This window comes from Rhodoferax sp. GW821-FHT07G04 (genome assembly GCF_059418585.1).
Genome location: NZ_JBWKQD010000001.1, coordinates 1,653,724 through 1,675,891 on the forward strand (window position 1 = coordinate 1,653,724; position 22,168 = coordinate 1,675,891).

A 22,168-nucleotide genomic window follows, 5' to 3' on the forward strand; every position below is an offset into this window, starting at 1 on the left:
GCTTTACAACCCGGTGCTAGACTGGTCGCTCTTTCGGAGACGCCCTCAGCATGTCGCCTTTTGAGAAGTTCCTGCTCTTCGTTGCCGCGCCCGGTGTGCTGGGCCTGTCGCTGCTAGAGGCCATCGTGCTGTCCCGATACCAGCACTACGACTGGCGCGCGTTTGGCGTCTCTTTCTTCGATTTTGTGTTGCGCATTGCGGTGTCGATCTTTGTGCCATTGACCATCGCAGCGCCGCTGATCAGTTGGACCATCCAGCACCGCATCACCACCATTGCACTGGACAACGTGGGCGCCATCGCCCTGCTGTTCTTGACGCTGGAGTTTTTTTACTACTGGCTGCACCGTGCAGGGCACCGGGTTCGCTGGTTCTGGGGCAACCATTCCGTGCACCACTCGCCCAACCAGTTGAATCTGGCTGCTTCTTTGCGCATAGGCGCCTTTGGCAAACTGACAGGCAATGTGGTCTTCTTGCTGCCCTTGGTGTGGATGGGTTTTGACCTGCGCCTGGTGGTTACTGCGCTGACATTGAACCTGCTGTACCAGTTCTGGTTGCATGCCACATGGATACCCAAGTTGGGTTGGTTGGAGTATGTGCTCAACACGCCCTCTTCCCACCGCGTGCACCATGCCGCCAATGTGGAATACCTGGACGCCAACTACGGTGGCGTGCTGATCGTCTTTGACCGCCTGTTCGGCACCTATATTGCCGAACGTGACGATTTGCCCTGCCGCTATGGCCTGGTACACCCCATGACCAGCTACAACCCCTTTTATGTGGAGTTGGCGCAGTGGATCAGCCTAGCCCGCGATCTGGCCCGAGCCCGCAGCCTGCGCACGCTGCTGGGCCATCTGATGCTGCCACCCGGTTGGTCACCCCATGGCAATGGGCAGACCACCGAAGACATGCGCACACGGCACCAGCAATTGGCCGACGCACCAACACCGACCACGTCACCCGCCCTGCAGACGGCCGCACAACCCTAAACCACTGCGCCAAGGCGCAGTTCCAGGCGCACCTCCAGGCCACCCCCGGGCCGGTTGCATAGCCTCAGCGTGGCGTCCATGGCACCCGCCAGTTCCTGCGCGATGGCCAACCCCAGGCCCGTGCCACCCGATGCGCGGTTGCGCGAAGACTCCACGCGGTAGAAGGGCTGCAGCACGGCCTGCAATTCGGCCTCGGGAATGCCTGGCCCGTTGTCGCAAACGACGATGTCCAAGCGATCGGCGGCGACGGATTCAATGTGCAGGTCCGCGCTGCCGGCAAACTTGATGGCGTTGTCCAGCAGGTTGGTCACCAGGCGTTTCAGGGCCAGGGGCCGCAACTGCAATGGCACCGGCGCCACGCCCTGCAATCGCACAGGCTGGCCTGCATCAACGTAGTCGCAGACCAGGCCGTCGAGCAAGGCGTTGAGATCGACGGCACGCACGGCTTCGCTGCTGGCTTGCGCACTGCGCGCGTAGGCCACGCCCTCTTCCACCAGGGCCTGCAAATCAACCAGGTCGTCTTGCAACTTGTCGCGCAAGGCCCCCGGCGCCAGCAGGTCCGCACGCAGCCGCATGCGGGTGATGGGGGTCTGCAGATCGTGCGACACCGCAGCCAGAATGCGCAGGCGCTCGGCCAGGTGGTGGGTAATGCGCCGCCCCATGGCATTGAAGGCACGCGCGGCCCGTGCAACTTCGGTGAGACCGGTCTCGGGCAAGGGCGGGGACACGCGGTTCAACTCCATGCCATCGGCGGCATCCGCCAGTTGCGCCAATGGCCGCACCACGGCGCGCACCGCCAGCCAGGTGACAAGAGCCAACACCATCAGCTGAACCAACAGCAACCCCGCCGTCACGGGCGAGATGTGCATGCGCGGGCGGTCCATGCGCAGGGTCACCGGACTGCCATCGCCCAGACGCAAACCCAGCTCGACATGCTCGCCCAGGCCATCGGCATAGGCCGCAGCATTTCCCACCACCCGCTCAGCACCCAGCGCATCCACCACCGATGCGCGCACCACGCGCGCCAGGTCGGACTCGGCTTGTGGCGGCGCGCTTGGCGCGTTGGGAGCAGCCAGCCGGTAGTGGTAGTCTTGGCGGGCAATGCGGTCCAACCAGTTGGGCCGCTCGGGGGGCGGCAAACGGTCCAGTATGGCCATCGAGGTCGCTACATCGCGCCCGATGTAGGCCAGCATCATGCTGCGTCCCAGTTGCGCGCGCTCGAATACCACCCAAAAAAGGGTCAGTGCGTGGGCGGCCACCAGGCCGCAAAACAAGATGACGGCCAAGCGGCCAAACAGCGAGCCCCATAGCCGTTGCCACCAAGGGCGTGCAACGCCTGCCGCAGCCATCACACCTGCCCCGCCAGGGGCTCTACCGCGCCGCAGAACACATAGCCTTCGCTGCGCACGGTTTTGATGAAGCGCGGCTCGCGGGCATCGTCGCGCAGGCGCTGGCGCAGGCGGCTGATCAAGAGGTCGATGGAGCGGTCAAACGGGTCCGCGTCGCGTCCCTGTGTCAGATTGAGCAATTGGTCGCGGTTCAGCACACGCTGCGGGTGGTCCAGCAGCACACGCAGCATGCGGTACTCGCCGCCCGTCAGGTCCACCATCGTTCCCTCGGGGTCCAGCAAATGGCGCGCCCGGGTGTCCAGCCGCCAGCCGTCGAAGCGGATGAAGGGCGACGGCTCCACCCCTTGCAGATTGGGCGGCAGCATCATCGTGCGGCGCAGCACGGCGCGGATGCGGGCCAACAACTCGCGGGCCGCGAACGGCTTGCTGAGGTAGTCGTCCGCGCCCATCTCCAGGCCGACGATGCGGTCGGCCTCTTCGCGGCGGGCGGTCAGCATCAGCACCGGCACATGGGCACTGTCCCGCGCACGCAGGTCACGGCACAAACTCAGGCCGTCTTCGCCCGGCAGCATCAGGTCCAGTACCACCAGGTCCACACGGGTGTCCGCCATCAAACGGCGCATCTCAGCGCCATTGGCGGCGCTGCTGACGCGGTAGCCATTGTTACTGAGGTAGTCGCAGACCAGTTGGCGTATGTCGCGGTCATCATCGACGACCAGTATGTGGGTGGGTGTGTCCATGGTGCTGGCTACCTTAGCAGCGCGGTTGCCGGGCCACGGGCCCGTTTTGTATCGCAGTGTATCCAGCCCCCACAGGGATACATGGTGTGGCACTTCAGGGCCCGGGCATACACGCCGCAGATACACCGCGCCGCTGTAATTCCTATGTGCCTTTCGTTTTCGCGCAAACCGCGCCTTCTAACCCCGCATGGACCAACAAGGAACCTCTGTATGCGTACACCCACTCTTCGCCCCACCCTGACCGCGCTCACCGCTGCCATGGCCCTGCTGTACAGCGGTCTGGCCCTGGCCCAGCCCAAACTGCCCCCCCCCGAAGCCACCGATCCGGTTGCACGTGGCGTCATGGTGGGCACGCCACCACCTGCCGACAAGCGCGTGTCACTGGCGAACGTGCTGGCCTATCCGAATGGCCGCTGGGCCTTCCACCACATGCGCGAGCTCGGCCCCACGGTAGCGGTTTCGCGCGGCACGCAAGCGCCTTCCAAGCTGGCCGCTGCACCCAAGACGCTGGATGACAGCTTCAGCTTCGACACGGGGCCGGACGCCCGCACCACGCTAGGCCAGTGGCAGACCAACACCTACACCGATGGTCTGCTGGTGCTGCACCGTGGCCGTGTGGTCTACGAACACTACGCCGCGGGTATGCTGCCCCAGCAAGCCCATGCACTGTGGTCGGTGAGCAAGTCATTCGTGGGCTTGCTGACCACCTGGCTGATCCATGACGGCACACTGGATGCTCGGGCGCCATTGGTGCGCTACGTGCCCGAACTGGCCGGCACCGCCTGGGCCGACGCCAGTGTGCAGGACACGCTGGACATGACCACCGGCGTGGCCTACACCGAGGTGTTTACCAACCCCCAGTCCGACATTCACCGGTACCTGCGCGCCACGGGCCTGGTGCCAATGGCCCCCGACTACACCGGGCCACGGGCCGTGTATGACTTCCTGGCCAGCGTCCAGAAAGAGGGGGAGCACGGCGCGGCCTTCCGCTACAAGTCGGCCGACAGCGAAGCGCTGGGCTGGGTGCTGCGACGGGTCACCGGCAAGAGCCTGGCCGCGCTGCTGTCCGAGCGCATCTGGAGTCCACTGGGCGCGCAGGAAGACGCCTATTACTGGCTGGATGGCATTGGCACCGACGTGGCCAGCGTGGGCCTGAATGCCAGCCTGCGTGACCTAGGCCGGTTTGGCGAGCTGATGCGCCAAGGCGGCAAGTGGGAGGGGCGGCAAGTCATTCCCACCGCCGTGGTGGCCGAGATCCGCAAAGGTGCGGACCCGCAAAAGTTCGCTGCCGCCGGGCAAACCGCGCGCAAGGGCTACAGCTACCACAACCAATGGTGGATCGCCCACGATGCGGACCAGACCTTTGAGGCGAAGGGCGTATTTGGCCAGCATATCCACATCAACCCGGCGGCCGAGCTGGTCATTGTCAAGCTCTCGTCGCATGCGGTACCGGACACGCTGTTCACCCACCCGCTGGACCGCGCGGCGTTTGCTGCCATTGCCAGCGCCGTACGCGGCAAGCCCTGAGACCGCAGCGGCGGGGCATGGCACCTACAATCACGCCCTTTGCCTGCCCCCTGCTGCTGTAGACATGAACATCGTCGTCAACCAAGACCTGAAAGCCTATATCGACCCGCTCACCCCCGATGAGCATGATGCGCTGGAGCGCAGCCTGCTGGCCGAAGGCTGCCGCGACGCGCTGGTGCTGTGGGGTGATGTGCTGGTGGATGGCCACAACCGCTATGGCATTTGCCAGAAGCACGGCATCCCATTCCAGACCTTGCAAAGCACGCTGTTCAAGACGATGGAAGACGTGCACCTGTGGATGATCGACCAACACCTGGGGCGGCGCAGCGTGTCCGACTTCCAGCGCGGCGTGCTGGCCTTGCGCAAGCGTGAAATTTTGAGCAGCCGGCAGCAGCAACAGCCTGCCACGCCCGTAGCAGAGGCGCCAGCCGGTACCGATGCGGAGCAGGCTCCGACAACCTCCACTCTATCGCCGGCCGAACCGCTGAAGACCCGCGAGGGCATCGCCAAGGCCGCGCGCCTGAGCAGCAGCCAGGTCGTGATGATCGAGAAAATCCAGAAGCAGGCCACGCCCGAAGTGGTAGCGGCCGTGAAGTCGGGCACCATCTCCATCAACGCCGCCGCGGCCGTGGCTACCTTGCCCGAACAGGAGCAGGTGGCCGCCGCCCTGGGCGGCAAGGAGTTGCTGCAGCAAGCCGCCAAGCGTGTGCGCGAGACCCGCAAACGCGACAAGCCCGAAGCCACCGAGTCCGCACAACCTCCCGCAGCGGACAGCACGGAAGCGCTAAAAGCCCGCATACAGGAACTGGAAGCCGAGAATGCCCAACTGCGTGCGCAGTTGGCGGCAGCGCTGATCGACCAATAGCCGCGCCGTCATGCGTGCAGGGCGCCTAAGAACTGTTTGAGTTCCTGCGTTTGGGGGTTGGAAAACAAGGCATCCGGCGCACCCATCTCGTGCACCAGGCCCTGGTGCATGAAGATCACGCGGTCGGCCACCTTGCGCGCGAAATTCATCTCGTGCGTCACCATCAGCAGCGTCATGCCGTCCTCGGCCAGGCCCTCCACCACGCGCAGCACCTCGCCCACCAGTTCGGGGTCCAGCGCGCTGGTGATCTCGTCGCACAGCAGCACGGCAGGTTCCATAGCCAGCGCGCGGGCAATAGCCACACGTTGCTGCTGACCGCCCGACAGCTGGTCCGCATAGGCATCAAATTTCTCCGCCAGCCCCACGCGCTGCAGCAGCTTGCGCGCATGGGCTTCGTTGGTCTTAAAGTCGGTGCGCTTGACCAGGCTGGGGGCCAGCATGATGTTCTTGCCGACGCTCAAATGGGGGAACAGGTTGAAGCTCTGGAACACCATGCCCACATGCTGGCGCAACTCGCGCATGGCCGCGGCATTGTGGTGCAGCAGCGGCTTGCCATCGACACTGAGCGTGCCGCTCTGGAAATCTTCCAGGCCATTGATACAGCGCAGCAGCGTGCTTTTGCCCGACCCGCTTTTGCCAATGATGGCGATGACCTCGCCCTGGGTTACTTGCAGGTCAATGCCCTTGAGCACTTCATTCGCGCCAAACGATTTGCGCAGGCCGGCGATTTCAACGATGGACATGGAACTTCCTCTCCAGGTGCTTGGCATACAGGCTGACGGGGTAACACAGCACAAAGTACAACAGCGCCACCCCGCTAAAAATCAAAAACGGGCTGAGGGTGGCATTTGCAATCGTCTTGCCCACCTTGGTGAGCTCCATGAAGCCAATGACCGACGCAAGCGCCGTGCCCTTGATCACCTGCACCAGAAAGCCCACCGTAGGCGGTATCGCGATCTTCAGAGCCTGCGGCAGGATGATGTAGCGCAGCTGCTCCCGAAAATTCAGCGCCAGACTGGCGGATGCCTCCCATTGCCCCTTGGGGATGGACGCAATGCAGCCCCGCCAGATCTCGGACAGGAAGGCACTGGTGTACAGCGTCAATCCCATGCCCGCCGCCACCCAGGGCGAGGTGTTGATGCCAAACAGCCCCAGCCCGTAATAGGCCAGGAACAGCTGCACCAGCAGCGGCACCCCCTGGAACACCTGCACATAGGTGGCCACCATGGCTTCCACCCAGGGTGCCTTGCCCAGGCGCAGCAGCACCAGCAGCATGCCCACCAGCCCACCGCCGATAAAAGCGAGCAGCGACAGGCCGACCGTCCAGCGCGCGGCCAGCAGCAGGTTGCGCAGGATGTCCCACAACGAAAAATCAACCATGGCCTACCTCCTTCCGCCAAACAAGAATTTGGCGCCCACCCAGTTGAGCAATTGGCGCAGCAGCACCGACAGCAGCAGGTAGATGCCACCCACCACGATGAAAGCCTCGAACGAGCGGAAGTTGCGGCTCTGGATCAGGTCGGCCGCGTAGCTCAGCTCTTGCGTGGAAATCTGCCCGCACACCGACGACCCCAGCATTACGATGATGATCTGGCTGACCAGACTGGGCCACACCTTCTTCAGCGCGGGCGGCAGCACCACCCGCACAAAGGTCTGGCGGCGTGACAGCGCCAGGCTTTGCGCCGCCTCGATCTGGCCCTTGGGCGTAGCCTCCAGCCCGGCGCGCACGATTTCGGTGGCATAGGCACCCAGGTTCACAACCATGGCGATGAAGGATGCGGTCTCGGCCGACAGCCGGAAGCCCGCCGCCGGCAAGCCAAAGAAGATGAAGAACAGCTGCACGATGAAAGGCGTGTTGCGGATCAGCTCCACATAGGCCGACACCACGCCCCTGAGCCAGGCCGGTGCCAGCGCGGCGCCAAAGCCTCGGGCACGCACCCATGCGCAGCTGATGCCCAACAGCATGCCAACGATGACCGAGGCAAAGGTCAGTGCCAGCGTCCACCCCACACCGGTCAGCAGCAGCGGCCACTCGGACAGCACCGCGGCAAAGTCAAGTTGGATCTTCATCGCAACCGCGCAGTCATGCTAAGCGTGTGTCGGTTTACAGCGGCAGGTCGCCCGCGGGGCGGCCCAGCCACTTCTTGGCCATGGCATCGAGCTCGCCGCTCTTCTTGGCCTCGGCAATGATTTCGTTGACCTTGAGCTTGAGCTTATCCTCGCCCTTGGCAATGCCGATGAAGTTGGGGCTTTCCTTCAGCAGCAGCTTGTATTCGCTGGAGAGCTGCGGGTTCTTGGTCATCATGTTGCCTGCCACCGATGCGCCCAGTGCCACGAACTGCACCTGGCCCGATGCAAAGGCGGCGATGGTGGCGTTGTTGTCTTCAAAGCGTTTGGTGTCGGTGGTGGGCGGCGCCACCTTAGCCAGCTCCTGGTCTTCCATCGCGCCGCGGGTCACACCCACGGTCTTGCCGGCCAGATCGGCAAAGCTCTTCACGCTGACCGTCTTGGGGCCAAACACGGCCTGGAAAAAAGGCGAGTAGGCGGCCGAGAAGTCAATGACCTTTTCACGCTCGGCGTTCTTGCCCAAGGTGGCGATTACCAAGTCCGCCTTCTTGGTCTGCAGCGCGGGGATGCGGCTGCCGCTGACCACGACGACCAACTCCACCGGCACGCCCAGCTTCTTGGCTATGTAGTTGGCCATGTCAACATCCAGGCCGATGGGCTTGAGGTCGGTGCCGACAAAACCGTAGGGCGCAGAGTCGGTCTGCACCGCCACCTTCAGCACCTTGGATTTGAGGATATCGTCCAGCGCGGTCTGGGCCTGCGCGGTGGAGGCAGCAACCAACCAGCCGGCCGTGGCCATGGCGAACAGAAAGCGGCGTTTGCTGAAAAGTGTGTGCACGGGTGTCATAACAGGGCTCCTAGGTAGGTTGACGGGTCGGGGACTGGGTTGTGGGTTGGCTTGGACGAAGATCTTGTATGCAAGCCCCGTGCCTGCGAGGCGCTGGCCGGTGCATCAGTTGCGGCGTTGTTGTTCTTCAAAGGTTGTAGCGCGTGGCGCAGTTCGGCCAGCGGGTCGCCACTGGCGGTTTGCAGCCGCAATGCAGCCTGCACATTGCCGATGTGGCGCTGCATAACGGCCTCGGCCTGCGCCCAGTCGCCCCGTTCGAGTGCGGCCACAATCTCGGCATGTTCGGCGCAGGAGTGCGCGGCGTCGTGCGACGACTGGTAGCGCATGGCGATCAGCGTGGTGCGCGCGGTCAGGTCGCACAGCGTGTCGGCCAGCAGGCTGTTGCCCAGGCATTCGGCCAGGCAGACATGGAAGTCGCCCAGCAGAAAGCTGCGCAGGCCCACGTCGTCGCCCTTGATGGCGGCCTTTTCTTTTGCCAGGTGGCCCTTGAGCAGTTTGATGGCGGGCTTGCTCACCGTTGTGGTGCAGCGTATCAGCCCCATTTCGATGACACGGCGGGCCTCAAAGGCTTCGCGCGCCTCGGCCAGCGAGGGTTCGATCAGGTACCAGCCGCGCCGGCTGCTGACGGTGACGATGCCGCGCGCGGCCAAGTGCGTCAGGGCTTCGCGAACAATGGTGCGGCTGCAGTCGAACAGCATGGCCAGTTGCTGCTCGCCCAGCCGGGCGCCAGGTGCGAGCTTTTGGGCCATCACGGCTTCGATGATGCGGTCGCTGATTGCGTTGGCAGTGGTCATAGCCACATCACCAGCAAAATGCGTGCCACTGGTATACAAGATTTGCGCACCAAAACCATGCAAGTCCACGATTAGCTACAAAAACAGTAGCTACATGCGCATATTTCACGAGGGCTGTCGTCCAATTTAATCTACAAGTCACCCAGAAGTGACTTATTAACCCCAGATTGGGGTTTTTAGATGCCCCGATGCTACCGATGGATGACGGGGTTCCCGAACTCCGTCAGGATTTGGGCTTTGCAGACCGGGGGGGCTTTGCAGCAATGGGAGCCACCCGGTCGCCCTGCTCCAGGCACAGCAGGGTGTCAACATAGGACATGAAGCGGTTCAGGTAGTCGGGTGAGGTGTCGCGCATCAGCGCCAGTGAACGCAGCGCCACCACATGGGAGTTGATGGGGCCGGCATTCTTGGGCGCCTGGCCCAGGGCCTGGTTGACCTGCTTCTCGGCACTGAGCTTGGACCAGGTGTTACGGAACAGGCGCACCGACTTCAGCTCGGCACGCGGCGCAATGGCGGCCACGGCTGCGGCGGCTGTGACGGCCGGCTGAGGGCGAGCGGCATCTGCCGCCGCCGGAGCCTGCTGCGCCATGCTGCGCACCAGATCACCCAGGGTTTCGCGGGGAACGGCCGTCTCCAGCGCGGCTGGTGCAGCGCCCTCGTCGGCCTGCAACACTTGCTGCATCCGCGCACGCAGGGCCTGGACCGCGGCCTCCAGCTTGTCATCCAGCAGGCGGCGAGCGCTGCCCTGGTGGGAGGCTGCCCGTTGGGCCAAGGCTTGCAGGTAGTGGAAGCGCACAGGGTCGAAGGCTTGCGCGCCATCCTGCTGCAGGGCCTGCAACCGTGCGTCCAGCCCGCCACCGTCCACGCCACCCGCCTCGCTCATGGGGAGGGCTGCTTGTCAGCACTGCCGCTGTTGTTATTGGCGGCCCTGGGCACCGGCGCCATCTCCACGCGGCGGTTTTGCGCGCGCGACTTGTCGTCCAGATTGGGCACCAGGGGCTGCTCGGCGCCAAAGGCAGCGGCAAAGACCATGGAGGGTGGCATGCCCTGGTCGATCAGCGTGCGCGTCACCGTCAGCGCCCGCTGGGCCGAAAGCTCCCAGTTGTCTGCGAACGCGCTGTTGCCGCGCACCACCTTGTCGTCGGTAAAGCCACTGACCATCAGCAATTCGCTGCGGGCCGCCAGGTAAGACTTCAACGGCGTCACCAGGGTGCTCAGCAGTTGCCGCCCCTCGGGCTGCAGTTGGTCAGAGTTCATTGCAAACAGCACGCGGCCGCTGATGCCGATGCGGCCGTTGTTCAGCGTGATGCGCCCGGCGGCCAGCGGCTCGGCCAGGGCCTTCTCCAGCGTCATGCGGCGCTGCTCTTCGATCTGGCGCTTCTTGACCTCGTCTTCCAGGTGCGATGCCATCTGCATCTGCACCACCAGCACGCCCACCAGCAGCAGCACAAAGGCGCCCAGCAGGCCCGACATCAGGTCGCCAAACACGGCCCAGACCGGGGCCGTTTGCTCCATGCCTGCGTCTACATCGTCCATGCTCAGGCGACCTCTTCCGCCAGTTGCGCCTGCTTGGCCGGCAGTTGGCGCATCTCTTCAAACACTTCCTTCTGCGACAGGATGCTGAGGTCGATGATCTCGCGGGCTTGGGCTACGTAGTAGGCCAGTTGCTCGTCGCTGCGCGCCATGGATTTGTCCATGGCCGCTTCGATGCGCTGCAGGCTGGCGATCAGTTTCTCGTTGGCCGTGTTGAAGGCGTTGACCGCAAAGCCAAAGGATTCGCTCAGTGCAGAAACTTCCACCGCGCTGCTGGTCACGTGGGCCGCGATGTCGGACAGTTTGCCGGCCTCGGCGTCCACCTTTTCCGTGAACTGCGTGCCGGCTTGGCCCAGCGCCACGGCGGAGGACGCAACCAGGTTGTCGATGACTGCACGCTGCTCCACCGAGGCATGGTGGATGGAGTCCAGCAAACTGTTGAGCGTGGCCATGATGCGGCTGCGCTCTTCCAGCAGTTCGTTGTCGCGCGCGGCGCTGCTGGACACCTCTTGGCGCAGTTTGCCAATGACTTCGGCCGCAGCACGGGGTGCCTCGGAAGCGGTTTCTATCAGGCGGGTGATGGGCGCTTCCAGCGCCGTGCCCAGTGTCGCCAGGTGCTCGGCCAGTGCGGCTTGCAGGGCACCCAGGCGGTCTACCGCGGCCTGGCCGCGCTGGGCCTCTTCGTCACGCAGGGCGCTCCACTCCGCGCGCAATGTGCCGACAGCCTGGTCCATGCGGGCCTGGTGCTGTTGGGTCCACTCCGCTTCGCTGGCCATGCGGGAGAGCACCAGGTCTTCGGAGCTGGTGACCAGGCGTGCGAGTTCGGCCAGGGTCTGCTGGGTGCTGGCCTGTGCCTGCGCGGCGATCTGCTGCGCGGTCTGCTGCAGCGTGGTGCTGATCTGTTGCTGCTGGGCCAGCGTGTCCGCGCCCGCCTGGCGCCAGGCCTGCTGCAGATCCACTGCCATGCTTTGCAAAGACTGGCCCAGCCCGGTGACAACGGCCGCGTGGGTCTGCTCCTGACGCGCCAAAGCCGCTGCGTAGGACTCGGTGGTGGTCGTAGCCGTGGCGCCCAAGCGTGCGGCCAGGCCATCGAGTTGCGTTTGCGTGGCCGCCACCATGCGCTCGTGCATGACCTGGGCCTCCTGGGCGATGCCGGCCATGGCCGCGGTCACCATGGGGCGGATGCTCTCGCTGGCGGCGTGGGCGCTGTGGTTCAGGCTGTCGCGCAGCGAGCGGTCCACGGACTGGGCCAGTTCGGTGTAGACGGCCTTGGCGCCCTGGTGGAAGTTGTCCTGGTTGCTCAGCAGGCGTTCGTTGAGCTGCTGGCCCATGCGTTCCATCTGCACCATCATGGCCTGCATCTGGTTGACCACGGCCGGCAGCGCTTGCGATTGCAGTTGCAGTGCCTTGTAGGTTTCCTGGCGTTGGTGCGCCAACGAAAAGCCGCGCAAGGACGAGCCGGCAATCGCCGTGTCCAGCATTTGAACCGCGGCCAGGCGCTCGCGCCGGCTGATGGCCGACATCAGGCCCAGCATGGCCGAACTGGCCACGCCCGCAACCGAGGTGCCAAAGGACAGGCCCAGGCCCTTGATCGGTGCGGCAAAGGCGCTGCGTATGGCCTGCAGGTCGGCCGTGCCCTCCAGCGCGAACACCGCGCCATTGAGCGTGACCACCATGCCCAGGAAGGTGCCCAGCATGCCCAACATCACCAGCAGGCCCACCAGGTAGGGCGTGAGTGCTGGGCCGGGCATGGCGATGCGTTCGCCCTCGATGCGCAAACGCACAGGGTTGTGCAGCGAGACGTGCAGGCCACCCAACCACGCGCCCAGGTCTTGCATGGGGCTGGGGATGTTGGCCAGCGTAGCGGACAGGCTGGCCGTGGCCTGGCGGAAGCGGTGCAGCTCCAGTGCACCCGCGCCATAGACGGCGGCGATGACCAGGGTCACGGTCAGGGCCAATAGGTGGGTGGCGCCCAGGAAGCCACTGGCCACCCAGACAATGGCCATGGCGCCGAGGGCAAAGGCGCCGGCAAAAAGAGACTTGTTCATACGGCAGCGGGTGTTTGTTGTTGTCGTGTTATCGGGTTGTGGTGGTGCAGGGCTTCGAGCAGACCCACGGCCGGCTGCAGGCGCAGGTCTAGCTCGGCCAGCAGCACGGCTTGCAGCTCTGCGCAGAAGCGGGCCAACCAGGCGCCGGGTTTCATCCACAGGGCGGGGTTGTCTGCAGTATCGGGGGCGGCCTGCACGGTCTGCAGGTGCGCCTTGCGCAATTGGTTGAAACGTTTTTCGAGCAGGGTCGGCAGCGACGCGAGCAACTTGGCTTCGCGCTCGCACAGTATGCCTTCAAAGGCCCCATCCAAGGCGACCAGTTGCTGCAGCGCGGGGGCTGCCTGGGCCACACCCTCTCGCACCTTGGCACGCAGGTTGCGGACCTGGGTCTCCATGTCGCGCTGGTGGGCCTGGTGGTAACGGCGAAACGGTGCGTAGGCCTTGCTGTCCTCCAGCGGACCTTCCAGCGTGGGCATGACCAGCTCGGCGCGGACTTTGGCACTGCCACCGGTCGTGCCCTTTTGTATCGTGGTCTCCAAGCTGCCGCGCAACTTGGCAAATTCGGCGGCGAGGTCGGTATCGGTTGCTGTTGGAACGGTAATGGCGTCCAGCCCTTCCCCTGCGGCAGCACCGGCGTTGTGCACGGCACTGAGCGCAATCGCATCCGTGAAGGCGATCCACTGCCCCAACTTTTCGCCCAGCGCAGACGCCGGCTCGTGCGCATCCAGCACAGACAGATCAGCCAGGGTGCGCAAGAGTTGGGAGCTGTGGAAGTGGGTACGCGTGGGCGCTCGCGCCATAGATCGAAGGGGTCCAGGTCAACGCATCACCGGCCAAGCCAGAGATGGGGCGGCAATTTTACCTTGGGATTGGATGGCAGGGAAAAGCGGCGGAACGGGTGCCGATGACGATACGTCCACTTACGTTTGAAACAAGTCTTATACGCCCCAATGGGCGCTTGAACCGTTAGCTTGAACATACCCTCAACAGGGTCAACATCTGATGGAGCTTTTTCAATGACGATTTCTCAAACGCCCAACCGCATCCACCCCTTGATCGCCGTAGCCGCCGTCTCGGTAACCCTGGTGAGCGCCCTGGGCATTGCGGCCCTCACTGGCGTGCTCCCCAATTCACACGGCTCGGCCGCAGACGCGGCGCGTGCACCCACCGAGTTGGTGACGGAATCGAAACAATCTGTAGCGGGCAATGCCAGTACCGCAACCGTGCTGAAGCAAAAGCCCACACAGCAAACACACGCTGGCAACGGCACGGCCGCGCAGCACACGTCTAGCAACAACGGCAACCTGCCACCGCAGCCCAGTGGTCAGGTAGTGGTCAACAACGAGGCGCCGCCCCCTGCACCGGCGCCCGCCGCCAAGCCAGCACCGCACAACAGCCCCGTAGGCATTGGCGTGGGCGCCGTCATCGGCGGTGTGCTGGGTAGCCAGATGGGCCACGGCGATGGCAAGACACTGGCCACCATTGCCGGGGCCATTGGGGGTGGATACATCGGCAACGAAGTCGCCAAGAAGAATCAATAACCGGCGTAGTAGCTTTGCAGGCCCTGCAACAGGGCCTCAAAGGTCACCTTGCAGCGAGGGCTGCTGCGCAGGTCTTCGTGCATGGTGAGCCAGGTCTCCAGGTTCAGCGCAACCGCATCGGGCAGCACACGCACCATCTGCGGATTGCGCGCCGCCACGGCCACTTGGCAAATGCCCAGGCCGCAGCCCGCGCGTATCAATGCCAGCTGGGCCACGTCGCTGTCGGCGCGCAGCACAAAGGCTTCGCGGCGCCAATAGGGAGCGCCCTTGCGCGCGGCGCGCAAAAAAGGTGTCTCTTCATCAAAACCGATGACCGCGTGCTGCCCCAGGTCTTGCGGGCTGCTAGGTGTGCCACGGGCGCGCAGGTAGCGCTTGTGCGCATGCAGGCCTAGCACCACCGTGCCCACCTTGCGGGCGATCAGCGCCTCCTGCTTGGGCTGGGTCATGCGGATGGCAATGTCGGCCTCGCGCTTCAGCAAGTCCTGCACGCGATTGGAGAGCACCAGCTCTACTTTGAGATCGGGGTGCGCTTTTTGTAGGTCAGCCAGAATGGGTGGCAACACCTCCACCCCCACGACCTCGCTGGCGCTGATACGCACCGTGCCTTTGACACCCTCGCCCTGGCTATCAGCCGCGCGTTGCAGCGCGGCGGCCGAGCTGTCCATGGTCTGGGCAAAGGTCTGCAAGGCCAATGCCGCCTCGGTGGGCAGCAGCCCGTGCTGGGAGCGGGTGAACAGTGTCAAACCCAGAGCTTTTTCCAACGCCGCGATGTGCCGCCCCACGGTCGGCTGCGCCACGCCCATGGCGCGCGCCGCGCCCGACAGCGAGCCTTCTTTCAGCACGCCCAAGTACGAGCGGTAGAGTTCCCAGCCGATATCGTTATCCATGCATAAATGTATAACGTCTAGTACATGTTCGTCAATTGCATAGCAACCGCATTGCGCCGAAACTTCATCCATCGCAACACACTTTCGGGTGATTTAAAGGAGTATCAACATGGAAAGCAAAACAGCCTTGGTCTTGGGTGCAACGGGTGGTATCGGCGGCGAAGTTGCACGCCAACTGCGGGATGCAGGTTGGCAGGTGCGCGCACTGCGCCGCGGTGGCGAGCAGGCCGTGGAGCGGCGCGACGGCATGGTCTGGGTACGTGGCGATGCGATGAACCGCGCCGATGTGGTAGCCGCCGCCGAAGGCTGCTCTGTCATCGTGCATGCGGTCAACCCACCCGGCTACCGCCGCTGGGCCGAACTGGTGCTGCCCATGATCGACAACACCATTGCCGCCGCGCGCAGCCAGGGCGCCACTATTGTGCTGCCCGGCACCGTCTACAACTACGGCCCCGATGCCTTCCCTCTGCTGCAAGAAGACGCGCCGCAGAACCCCACCACCCGCAAAGGCGCCGTGCGGGTGGAGCTGGAACGCCGCCTGCGCTCGGCCAGCACAGAAGGCTGCCGCATCATCATCGTACGGGCCGGGGATTTTTTCGGCCCCAAGGTGGGCAATAGCTGGTTCTCCCAAGGGCTGGTCAAGCTCGGCAAACCCGTCGCCAGCGTTAGCCTGCCTGGCAAACGGGGCGTGGGCCACCAGTGGTCTTACCTGCCCGATGTGGCCCGCACCATGGTGGAACTGCTGCAACGCCGTGCGTCTCTCGAGTCCTTTGCCGCATTTCACATGGCGGGCCATTGGGATGCCGATGGCTCGCAAATGGCGCAAGCCATACAGCGGGTGGTGGTGCGTAGCGGCCATGCGCAACCGAAGTTGCGTGCTTTCCCGTGGTGGGTGACGGCCCTGGCCGCGCCCTTTGTCACGACGCTGCGCGAACTGCGCGAGATGCGCTACCTGTGGAAGACGCCGGTGGGCATGAGCAATGCCAAGCTGTTGGCGGTGTTGGGCTACGAACCCCACACGCCGTGGGACCAGGCGGTGCAGGCCGCGCTAGTGGGCATGGGCTGCCTGCCAACCCAGCGCGCCTGAGGGGAATGGTCAGTGCTTGGCGGTGGAGTTGCTGCGCTTCTTGGCCTGTTTGTCGGCAATGGCCAGATCCAGCAGTTCCAACAGCGGCACGGTGGCTGCTTCGGTCCAATCAGTGTAATGGCTGGCCTTGACCAATGCAGACCGCGCGGACTCCAGCGAATCAACGCGCATGTGCTCCAAGACGGCCGCCTCGTGGGCGCGTTTGACGACGACACTGAGTTTGAGCGTGGGCCGGGTCGGGTGGCTGATCTCGTCAAACGGAAAGGCAATGGCCCAGATGGCGTCCAGATTCGTGGATTGGACCAGGGCTCCCACCAGAGGGGCGACAAAGCCGGCGACCTGCATGCTTTGGTAGAGGCTACGGTCCTCTGCAGTGGTCGGGGTCGCGGAGGGAAGGGCCTGGGGCAGAGATAAAGTGGTCATGGTTTGCATAACGGCACATGGGCGTAATGCGATGACAAGCCCTGCGGCGCAATAGCCCACAAAAAAGCCACGCAGATCGTCAGGGCTTAACGGCTTTACTCAGCGAGCGCACCAGATCAGACTGGGTCAAGATACCCACGAGCCGGTTGTCCGCATCGATGATGGGCAGGTGGTGGTGCCCGGCCTCCGAGAACAGCGGCAGCAGCTCTACCGCGTGCCGTTCCGCACTGGCCACACGCACCTGGCGCACCATGATCTGACCCACCACTTCCGGCCGGTCGCTATGCACCAGGCCCGAGGGCCGCAGCATGCTTTGCAAGCGGTCGGCCAGGCCGGCGCGCTCGTCCATACGGGCATGGCGCAAGAAATCCGCCACCGTGACAATGCCCACCACGCGACGCGCCCGGTCCACGACCGGCAGCGCCTTGACCTTGTACTGGCGCATCAAGGCCCAGGCCTCGCTGAGGCTGGTGCCAAACTCCACCGCCTGCGGTTGAGTCGTCATGATGTCTTTGACCCGTAGTTCGCCCAGCGTGCGCTGGTAGGCAGCGGCCTCCGCATACTGCAGCAGCTCCACCAGGTCTTCAGGGTCTACGTCCATCACCTGGTTGTAGTGTTGCAGGGCCATGTCCAGATCGCCGCGCGTGAAGCGTTGCGCGCTACCGGTCGATGGTGGCTGCGGTACTGCATGCTTATGCGGGTAGGAGCGCCCCGTCAGCGGGTTGAACACCAATCCCACCGCGACCAGCAACAAGGAGTTGTACACAACGGGAAAGGCCACGAACGACCACGCATCGTTGTGGGCCAGCACCACCAGCAGCGCGGCCGCGCCACCAGGCGGGTGCAGGCAACGCAGGGTCATCATGGCGGCCATGGCCAAGGCAACGGCCAGGCTGGCGGCCAGCACCATGTCGGGCACCAACAGCGCGCAGGCCGTGCCTATCAACGCCGACACCGCATTGCCACCCACCACCGACCACGGTTGGGCCAAGGGACTGGCGGGCAAGGCAAACACCAGCACGGCACTGGCGCCAATCGGGGCGATCAACCATGCCGCGGCACCGGGGTTCCACCACCGGCTCAGCAGACCTGTGAACAAAATGCCGAGTGCCGCGCCCACCACAATCCGCCAGCGCTCCTGGGCTGGCACCGTCAGCGAGGCCGGTTGCAGGCGTTTGAGCCACGCCAGCGCGACAGCGGCGAATTGACGGTTGGTTTGCATAGGCTGTAAATTATGCGGCACCCCCTGGTGTGCGCCGGCCCCGCTGGCACGCACCGTCTCCCTCATGAATACCCACCACTCGCCCACGCGACGACTCCACATTGCACGATGAAAAGAACCCTCAAATGGTTGGCGATAGCCACTGCCGCACTGCTGGTGATTGCCGCTCTGGCCCTGGCCTGGATGCTGCGACAACACCCCTCACTACTACCCTATGCGGCCCTGGATTGGAAGAAGGATGCGGCGCCCCAGGCACCGCTGCGCATGCGTTTTCTGGGCGTGGCCACCGTGCTGCTGGACGATGGTGAGACCGCGCTGTTGACCGATGGCTTTTTCTCGCGGCCGGACCGCATGCAGAGCTTCCTGGGCAAGGTGGAGCCGGACCTGAACAACATCGCCCAAGGCTTGGCAAAGGCCCATATACGACTCAAAGACCAGGCACCCGCACCCGGGCTCAGCGGCAAGCTGGCCGCGGTGATTCCGCTGCACTCGCATTACGACCATGCCATGGACGCACCCGAGGTGGCACAGCGCACCGGCGCCTTGCTGCTGGGCTCAGAGTCCACGGCCAATGTCGGACGCGGCTGGGGTTTGCCAGAGGCACAAATCCACATTGCCAAGCTGGGCCAGCCCATGCCGTTTGGTCGCTTCACGGTCACGCTATACCCCGCCGTGCACGCCCCCACCGGCTTTACCGGCGGCGTGATTGCGCAGCCGCTGAAGCCACCGGCGCGGGCATCCGAGTACAAGGAGGGCCAGAGCTATGCCATGCTGGTTCAGCATGACGGACGTTCAGTGCTGATCACCGGCAGCGCCGGCTTCGTGCCTGGCGCGCTGCAGGGTGTCAAGGCCGACGTCGTACTGCTGGGCATTGGCACCATGGGCAAGCAGAGCGAGGAACACCGCCAGGCCTATTGGCGTGAAGTGGTGCAGACCACCGGCGCCAAACGCGTTATCCCCATCCATTGGGACGACTTCTGGCTGCCGGCAGACCAACCCATGCAGCCGCTGCCACCACCGCTGGACGACTTTGACGTATCCATGCGCTTCCTGACCGCACGCGGCGCCGCCGAGCATGTGGACATACGCCTGCCGCTGGCGTGGCAGGCCATGGACGTCTTCAGCGGATTGTGAAGAAGCCCTAGACGTGGCGCAACAAGGTGGCGTGCCCACCGGGCGAGCGCCATATCTCAGGCGGTTTCCAGGACGCACACCACGGCGCGATCTGTGAGGCCGGCATAGGCCGCGCAATGCAATAGCCCTGAGCCACTGTGCAACCCAGCCCGATCAGGCAAGTGCCGTGGTCCACGGTCTCCACACCTTCGGCGATGCAACTGCGCTGGAATGCCGCAGCCAGACCGATGACGCCTTTGACGATGGCCAGATCGTCGCGATCCTCCAGCATGTCGCGCACAAAACTCTGGTCAACCTTCAAGGTTTCCACCGGCAAGTGACGCAGGTAGGTCAGGGATGAATAGCCCGTACCGAAGTCATCGATGGCAAAGCGAACACCCAATCGGTGGCATTCCTCCATGATGGTGGCGGTCGACGCAATGTCCTCCAAGGCGCTGGTCTCCAATACCTCCAGCTCAAGGCAATGGGGCGATACATCGGGGTAGTTGGAGAGCGATTCGGCCAATTGCTTGACAAAGTGGGGATGCTGCAACTGCCGCGCGGGGATGTTGATGCTGACATCCATGGTCAGCCCTTGGGCTTTCCATTCGCTCATCTGTTTGAGCGCCTGGTCCAGCACCCAGGCACCGATGGCTTCGTTGAGTGGGTGGCGCTCGATGGTCGGCAGGAAGGCCCCCGGCGACAGCAGGCCACGCTCGGGGTGCTGCCAGCGTATCAGTGCCTCCGCGCCCAGCACGGCGCCGCTTTGCATATTGACCTTGGGCTGGTAGTACAGCACAAACTCCTGCCGCGCCAGACCCTGCGCAATCAGGTCTTGCTGGACACTGCGGCTCTTGGCCTCCGCGTCCTGGGCCGAATCGAACAGGTGGAAGCGGTTCTTTCCACTTTGCTTGGCTTCGTACATGGCCTGGTCCGCGTGCCGCATCAGGTGGTCGGCGTCGGTGTTGTCTTGCGGAAACATCGTGATCCCTATGCTCACGGTCACATGCATCAGCGTGTCCTCGACCAGCACCGGACGGGCAAAGGCATCCAATATGCGGTGGGCCATGTGAATGCAGTCCTGAACATTGTCTACATCGGTCAACACCGCGACAAATTCGTCTCCGCCCAGGCGCGCCAGGGTATCGACATCGCGCAGCACGGCCTTTACCTGGCCGGACACCGCGACCAGAAGCTCGTCGCCGGCCTTGTGCCCATGGCGGTCATTGACGGCCTTGAACCCATCTAGGTCCATGTAGAGCACGGCCAGGCTGCGGCCGTGGCGCACACACATGGTCATGGCCTGGTTCAAGCGGTCAGACAGCAGGGTGCGGTTGGGCAAATCCGTTAGCGCGTCAAATTGCGCACTGTGCTCCAGCTTCTCCTGCTGCAGCTTCAAGGCGGTGACGTCTGAGAACAGGGCCACATAGTTTCTGACCTTGCCCCGGCGCCCCCGCACTTGGCTGACCGTGAGCCAGACCGAGTAGGCTTCGCCGTTGCGGTTGCGGCTCCACATCTCACCTTTCCACTCGCCATGGCGCACCAGCGCCGTATGCATGGCCTTGAAGACCTGTGGCCCTTGCCGGCTGGACCGGAACATCTGCGGCGTGTTGCCTAGCACCTCATCCCGGCCATAGCCTGTTATGCGCGTAAAAGCCTCGTTGACCTCGACCATGCGGCCCTCGCGGTCGGTTATCAATATGCCTTCGCTCGCATTGGTAAAAACGCTGGCCGTGAGGCGCAGGCGCCGGGTCGCAGCCAGCTGATCGCTGATGTCGCGTGCGATCTTGGACGCGCCGACAACGGCGCCCAGGCTGTCGCGTATCGGTGAGATGGTGACCGATACGTCAACCACGTGCCCATCCTTGTGCACACGCTTGGTCTCGAATGGCTCCACTTTGAGCCCTTTGCGGATACTGTCCAAGATGGCGCCTTCTTCTCCCTGTCGGTCGAGCGGCAAGAGTTTTAGCACCGGTTGGCCCAGCATCTCGGCAGCGGAATAACCAAACATGCGCTCGGCACCGGGATTCCAACTGTTGACAGTCCCGTCCAACGATTTGCTGATGATGGCGTCGTCAGTGGACTGCACAATGGCGTCGGATATACGGGCCGCAGCGTATGCACGCATGAGCAACATACTCACCCATATGCAGACGACCGACAGCAGGGTGGCAACACCCGCCAAAATGGCCGTATGGATGCGCCAGGATTCCAACACGTCGTTCTTGTCGGCGCTGACATACACCACCAGCGGAAGACCGTTCACCCGCGCAAAAGACACCAGCCGGGGTCTTTGGTCGAAGAGACTGGTCTCTGACTCATAGCTTCCCCGGACCATGGGCCCCATATACTGCTTCCAGGCCTGCCCACCCGCAATGGATCGGCCCACGAATTGGCTGCTGGCCGGACTGCGCAGCAGCACCAGGCCATCGTTGCGGACAATGCCTATCGTGCCGGCCGGCTTGATGCGCTCTGCTTCGAACGGGGCCGCAACCCGGTCCAGGTCCAGGGCGACCATGATCACGGCGATGTCCCCCTTGGCGTCTGGCAGGGATATGGAAATGGGAATGAGACTGCGGTTGGTCATGCGGCCCACAATGGGCTCCCCTACAAAGAGACCGGGAGAGGAGCCATCCATTTGGGCCCGAAAATAGTCCCGGTCACTCACGTCAACGGTCGCGCTCTTGGGCGTTCCGGTAATCGCGTGCGCCTGGCCGCCACGGGTGACCACCCGCAAATTCAGCAAGCCATCGGACTCTTGGCGCAGGGCATCGCCCAAGGCCACGAACTCAGGTGACTGCGCAGGATCGCTCTGGGGGTGCTGTTCAATCCAGTGCCGCGCGACCGTCAACGTGAGTTCGGCCTGCTTGAACAATCCCTGGGTTTGGGACTGTACGGCCGCTGCCAGTTGGTCCAGCAACAGCGCATTCGACGACAAAGCGCTGGCGCGCGCCCACCAGGACCAAGCCCCCACAACCCCCCAGATACACAGAAGGATGAGAACCGTCAGTCCTATGGGACTGTGCCGACTGGCAAACGCCAGCCGGTGTGAAAACCGTTTCGTGAACTGCCACATCCGGGGTGCCTCCGCGACCACTAAGCCGTCACCACCAACGCCATGCAACGGGTATTGCTATTT

Annotated in this window: 21 protein-coding genes; 6 read left to right on the forward strand and 15 right to left on the reverse strand. The window is 63.9% G+C overall.

Annotated features, from left to right (window positions below; all coding sequences use genetic code 11):
• Positions 1–50 precede the first annotated feature (50 nt).
• The gene (locus AC07OO_RS07675; RefSeq protein WP_495081457.1) at positions 51–986 is read left to right on the forward strand and encodes a sterol desaturase family protein; all 936 of its coding nucleotides are present in this window, start codon (positions 51–53) and stop codon (positions 984–986) included.
• On the opposite strand, the gene AC07OO_RS07680 is transcribed toward AC07OO_RS07675, so the two are convergent.
• Positions 983–2,335 carry an ATP-binding protein gene (locus AC07OO_RS07680; protein ID WP_495081458.1) on the reverse strand — a complete coding sequence of 451 codons (1,353 nt, stop codon included), beginning with the start codon at positions 2,333–2,335 and terminating at the stop codon, positions 983–985. The genes AC07OO_RS07675 and AC07OO_RS07680 overlap by 4 nt on opposite strands.
• Positions 2,335–3,075 (reverse strand): response regulator, encoded by a 741-nt coding sequence (locus AC07OO_RS07685; protein ID WP_495081459.1) that lies wholly within the window; start codon positions 3,073–3,075, stop codon positions 2,335–2,337. Before AC07OO_RS07685 ends, AC07OO_RS07680 begins: the two co-directional genes overlap by 1 nt.
• A gap of 210 nt (positions 3,076–3,285) precedes the next feature.
• Here AC07OO_RS07685 and AC07OO_RS07690 point away from each other — a divergent pair, with 210 nt between their 5' ends.
• The gene (locus tag AC07OO_RS07690; RefSeq protein WP_495081460.1) at positions 3,286–4,602 is read left to right on the forward strand and encodes a serine hydrolase domain-containing protein; all 1,317 of its coding nucleotides are present in this window, start codon (positions 3,286–3,288) and stop codon (positions 4,600–4,602) included.
• A 64-nt stretch (positions 4,603–4,666) separates the two neighbouring features.
• Entirely contained in the window at positions 4,667–5,467 is an 801-nt protein-coding gene (locus AC07OO_RS07695) for a ParB N-terminal domain-containing protein (RefSeq protein ID WP_495081461.1), read from the forward strand.
• An 8-nt stretch (positions 5,468–5,475) separates the two neighbouring features.
• Here the strand turns inward: AC07OO_RS07695 and AC07OO_RS07700 are convergent, their stop codons facing one another.
• From AC07OO_RS07700 to AC07OO_RS07740, 9 genes are all read right to left on the reverse strand, one after another.
• On the reverse strand, positions 5,476–6,210 hold the full coding sequence (locus AC07OO_RS07700) for an amino acid ABC transporter ATP-binding protein (RefSeq protein WP_495081462.1): 735 nt from the start codon (positions 6,208–6,210) through the stop codon (positions 5,476–5,478).
• On the reverse strand, positions 6,197–6,847 hold the full coding sequence (locus AC07OO_RS07705) for an amino acid ABC transporter permease (protein WP_495081463.1): 651 nt from the start codon (positions 6,845–6,847) through the stop codon (positions 6,197–6,199). The genes AC07OO_RS07700 and AC07OO_RS07705 overlap by 14 nt, the downstream gene beginning before the upstream one ends.
• A 3-nt stretch (positions 6,848–6,850) precedes the next feature.
• Positions 6,851–7,537, reverse strand: coding sequence for an amino acid ABC transporter permease (locus AC07OO_RS07710; RefSeq protein WP_495081464.1), 687 nt, complete (start codon positions 7,535–7,537; stop codon positions 6,851–6,853).
• 34 nt (positions 7,538–7,571) lie between these two features.
• Complete coding sequence (locus AC07OO_RS07715) at positions 7,572–8,381, reverse strand: transporter substrate-binding domain-containing protein (protein ID WP_495081465.1); 810 nt, start codon at positions 8,379–8,381, stop codon at positions 7,572–7,574.
• Positions 8,378–9,175: a GntR family transcriptional regulator gene (locus tag AC07OO_RS07720; protein ID WP_495081466.1), complete on the reverse strand. Its 798-nt coding sequence runs from the start codon at positions 9,173–9,175 to the stop codon at positions 8,378–8,380. Before AC07OO_RS07720 ends, AC07OO_RS07715 begins: the two co-directional genes overlap by 4 nt.
• Before the next feature lie 223 nt (positions 9,176–9,398).
• Entirely contained in the window at positions 9,399–10,058 is a 660-nt protein-coding gene (locus tag AC07OO_RS07725; RefSeq protein WP_495081467.1) for a DUF2894 domain-containing protein, read from the reverse strand.
• Positions 10,055–10,711 (reverse strand): OmpA family protein, encoded by a 657-nt coding sequence (locus tag AC07OO_RS07730; protein ID WP_495081468.1) that lies wholly within the window; start codon positions 10,709–10,711, stop codon positions 10,055–10,057. Before AC07OO_RS07730 ends, AC07OO_RS07725 begins: the two co-directional genes overlap by 4 nt.
• Positions 10,712–10,713: 2 nt before the next feature.
• Complete coding sequence (locus AC07OO_RS07735) at positions 10,714–12,756, reverse strand: hypothetical protein (RefSeq protein ID WP_495081469.1); 2,043 nt, start codon at positions 12,754–12,756, stop codon at positions 10,714–10,716.
• Positions 12,753–13,556 (reverse strand): DUF3348 domain-containing protein, encoded by an 804-nt coding sequence (locus AC07OO_RS07740; RefSeq protein WP_495081470.1) that lies wholly within the window; start codon positions 13,554–13,556, stop codon positions 12,753–12,755. The genes AC07OO_RS07735 and AC07OO_RS07740 overlap by 4 nt, the downstream gene beginning before the upstream one ends.
• Positions 13,557–13,772: 216 nt before the next feature.
• Here AC07OO_RS07740 and AC07OO_RS07745 point away from each other — a divergent pair, with 216 nt between their 5' ends.
• Positions 13,773–14,297: a glycine zipper 2TM domain-containing protein gene (locus tag AC07OO_RS07745; protein WP_495081471.1), complete on the forward strand. Its 525-nt coding sequence runs from the start codon at positions 13,773–13,775 to the stop codon at positions 14,295–14,297.
• Here the strand turns inward: AC07OO_RS07745 and AC07OO_RS07750 are convergent.
• Entirely contained in the window at positions 14,291–15,184 is an 894-nt protein-coding gene (locus AC07OO_RS07750) for a LysR family transcriptional regulator (RefSeq protein WP_495081472.1), read from the reverse strand. The two genes, AC07OO_RS07745 and AC07OO_RS07750, sit on opposite strands and share 7 nt — an antisense overlap.
• Before the next feature lie 109 nt (positions 15,185–15,293).
• Here AC07OO_RS07750 and AC07OO_RS07755 point away from each other — a divergent pair, with 109 nt between their 5' ends.
• On the forward strand, positions 15,294–16,271 hold the full coding sequence (locus AC07OO_RS07755) for an SDR family oxidoreductase (protein ID WP_495081473.1): 978 nt from the start codon (positions 15,294–15,296) through the stop codon (positions 16,269–16,271).
• Between the two features lie 9 nt (positions 16,272–16,280).
• Here the strand turns inward: AC07OO_RS07755 and AC07OO_RS07760 are convergent, their stop codons facing one another.
• Together AC07OO_RS07760 and AC07OO_RS07765 are read right to left on the reverse strand one after the other, a co-directional pair.
• Positions 16,281–16,694: a hypothetical protein gene (locus AC07OO_RS07760; RefSeq protein ID WP_495081474.1), complete on the reverse strand. Its 414-nt coding sequence runs from the start codon at positions 16,692–16,694 to the stop codon at positions 16,281–16,283.
• Positions 16,695–16,773: 79 nt separating this feature from the next.
• Entirely contained in the window at positions 16,774–17,916 is a 1,143-nt protein-coding gene (locus AC07OO_RS07765) for an HPP family protein (RefSeq protein ID WP_495081475.1), read from the reverse strand.
• 108 nt (positions 17,917–18,024) lie between these two features.
• Here AC07OO_RS07765 and AC07OO_RS07770 point away from each other — a divergent pair, with 108 nt between their 5' ends.
• On the forward strand, positions 18,025–19,050 hold the full coding sequence (locus AC07OO_RS07770; protein ID WP_495081476.1) for an MBL fold metallo-hydrolase: 1,026 nt from the start codon (positions 18,025–18,027) through the stop codon (positions 19,048–19,050).
• Positions 19,051–19,057: 7 nt separating this feature from the next.
• Here AC07OO_RS07770 and AC07OO_RS07775 read toward each other — a convergent pair whose 3' ends face one another.
• A complete protein-coding gene (locus AC07OO_RS07775; RefSeq protein WP_495081477.1) occupies positions 19,058–22,003 on the reverse strand; it encodes a bifunctional diguanylate cyclase/phosphodiesterase in 2,946 nt (981 codons plus the stop codon).
• Positions 22,004–22,168 lie beyond the last annotated feature (165 nt).

Bases quoted from the DNA above. Each gene is read 5' to 3' on its own strand.
- AC07OO_RS07770 (WP_495081476.1), top strand. From the start codon at position 18,025: ATGAAAAGAACCCTCAAATGGTTGGCGATAGCCACTGCCGCACTGCTG.
- AC07OO_RS07735 (WP_495081469.1), bottom strand. From the start codon at position 12,756: ATGAACAAGTCTCTTTTTGCCGGCGCCTTTGCCCTCGGCGCCATGGCC.
- AC07OO_RS07725 (WP_495081467.1), bottom strand. From the start codon at position 10,058: ATGAGCGAGGCGGGTGGCGTGGACGGTGGCGGGCTGGACGCACGGTTG.
- AC07OO_RS07710 (WP_495081464.1), bottom strand. From the start codon at position 7,537: ATGAAGATCCAACTTGACTTTGCCGCGGTGCTGTCCGAGTGGCCGCTG.
- AC07OO_RS07705 (WP_495081463.1), bottom strand. From the start codon at position 6,847: ATGGTTGATTTTTCGTTGTGGGACATCCTGCGCAACCTGCTGCTGGCC.
- AC07OO_RS07745 (WP_495081471.1), top strand. From the start codon at position 13,773: ATGACGATTTCTCAAACGCCCAACCGCATCCACCCCTTGATCGCCGTA.
- AC07OO_RS07695 (WP_495081461.1), top strand. From the start codon at position 4,667: ATGAACATCGTCGTCAACCAAGACCTGAAAGCCTATATCGACCCGCTC.
- AC07OO_RS07760 (WP_495081474.1), bottom strand. From the start codon at position 16,694: ATGACCACTTTATCTCTGCCCCAGGCCCTTCCCTCCGCGACCCCGACC.
- AC07OO_RS07740 (WP_495081470.1), bottom strand. From the start codon at position 13,556: ATGGCGCGAGCGCCCACGCGTACCCACTTCCACAGCTCCCAACTCTTG.
- AC07OO_RS07720 (WP_495081466.1), bottom strand. From the start codon at position 9,175: ATGACCACTGCCAACGCAATCAGCGACCGCATCATCGAAGCCGTGATG.
- AC07OO_RS07700 (WP_495081462.1), bottom strand. From the start codon at position 6,210: ATGTCCATCGTTGAAATCGCCGGCCTGCGCAAATCGTTTGGCGCGAAT.
- AC07OO_RS07750 (WP_495081472.1), bottom strand. From the start codon at position 15,184: ATGGATAACGATATCGGCTGGGAACTCTACCGCTCGTACTTGGGCGTG.
- AC07OO_RS07755 (WP_495081473.1), top strand. From the start codon at position 15,294: ATGGAAAGCAAAACAGCCTTGGTCTTGGGTGCAACGGGTGGTATCGGC.
- AC07OO_RS07690 (WP_495081460.1), top strand. From the start codon at position 3,286: ATGCGTACACCCACTCTTCGCCCCACCCTGACCGCGCTCACCGCTGCC.
- AC07OO_RS07730 (WP_495081468.1), bottom strand. From the start codon at position 10,711: ATGGACGATGTAGACGCAGGCATGGAGCAAACGGCCCCGGTCTGGGCC.
- AC07OO_RS07680 (WP_495081458.1), bottom strand. From the start codon at position 2,335: ATGGCTGCGGCAGGCGTTGCACGCCCTTGGTGGCAACGGCTATGGGGC.
- AC07OO_RS07685 (WP_495081459.1), bottom strand. From the start codon at position 3,075: ATGGACACACCCACCCACATACTGGTCGTCGATGATGACCGCGACATA.
- AC07OO_RS07675 (WP_495081457.1), top strand. From the start codon at position 51: ATGTCGCCTTTTGAGAAGTTCCTGCTCTTCGTTGCCGCGCCCGGTGTG.
- AC07OO_RS07715 (WP_495081465.1), bottom strand. From the start codon at position 8,381: ATGACACCCGTGCACACACTTTTCAGCAAACGCCGCTTTCTGTTCGCC.
- AC07OO_RS07765 (WP_495081475.1), bottom strand. From the start codon at position 17,916: ATGCAAACCAACCGTCAATTCGCCGCTGTCGCGCTGGCGTGGCTCAAA.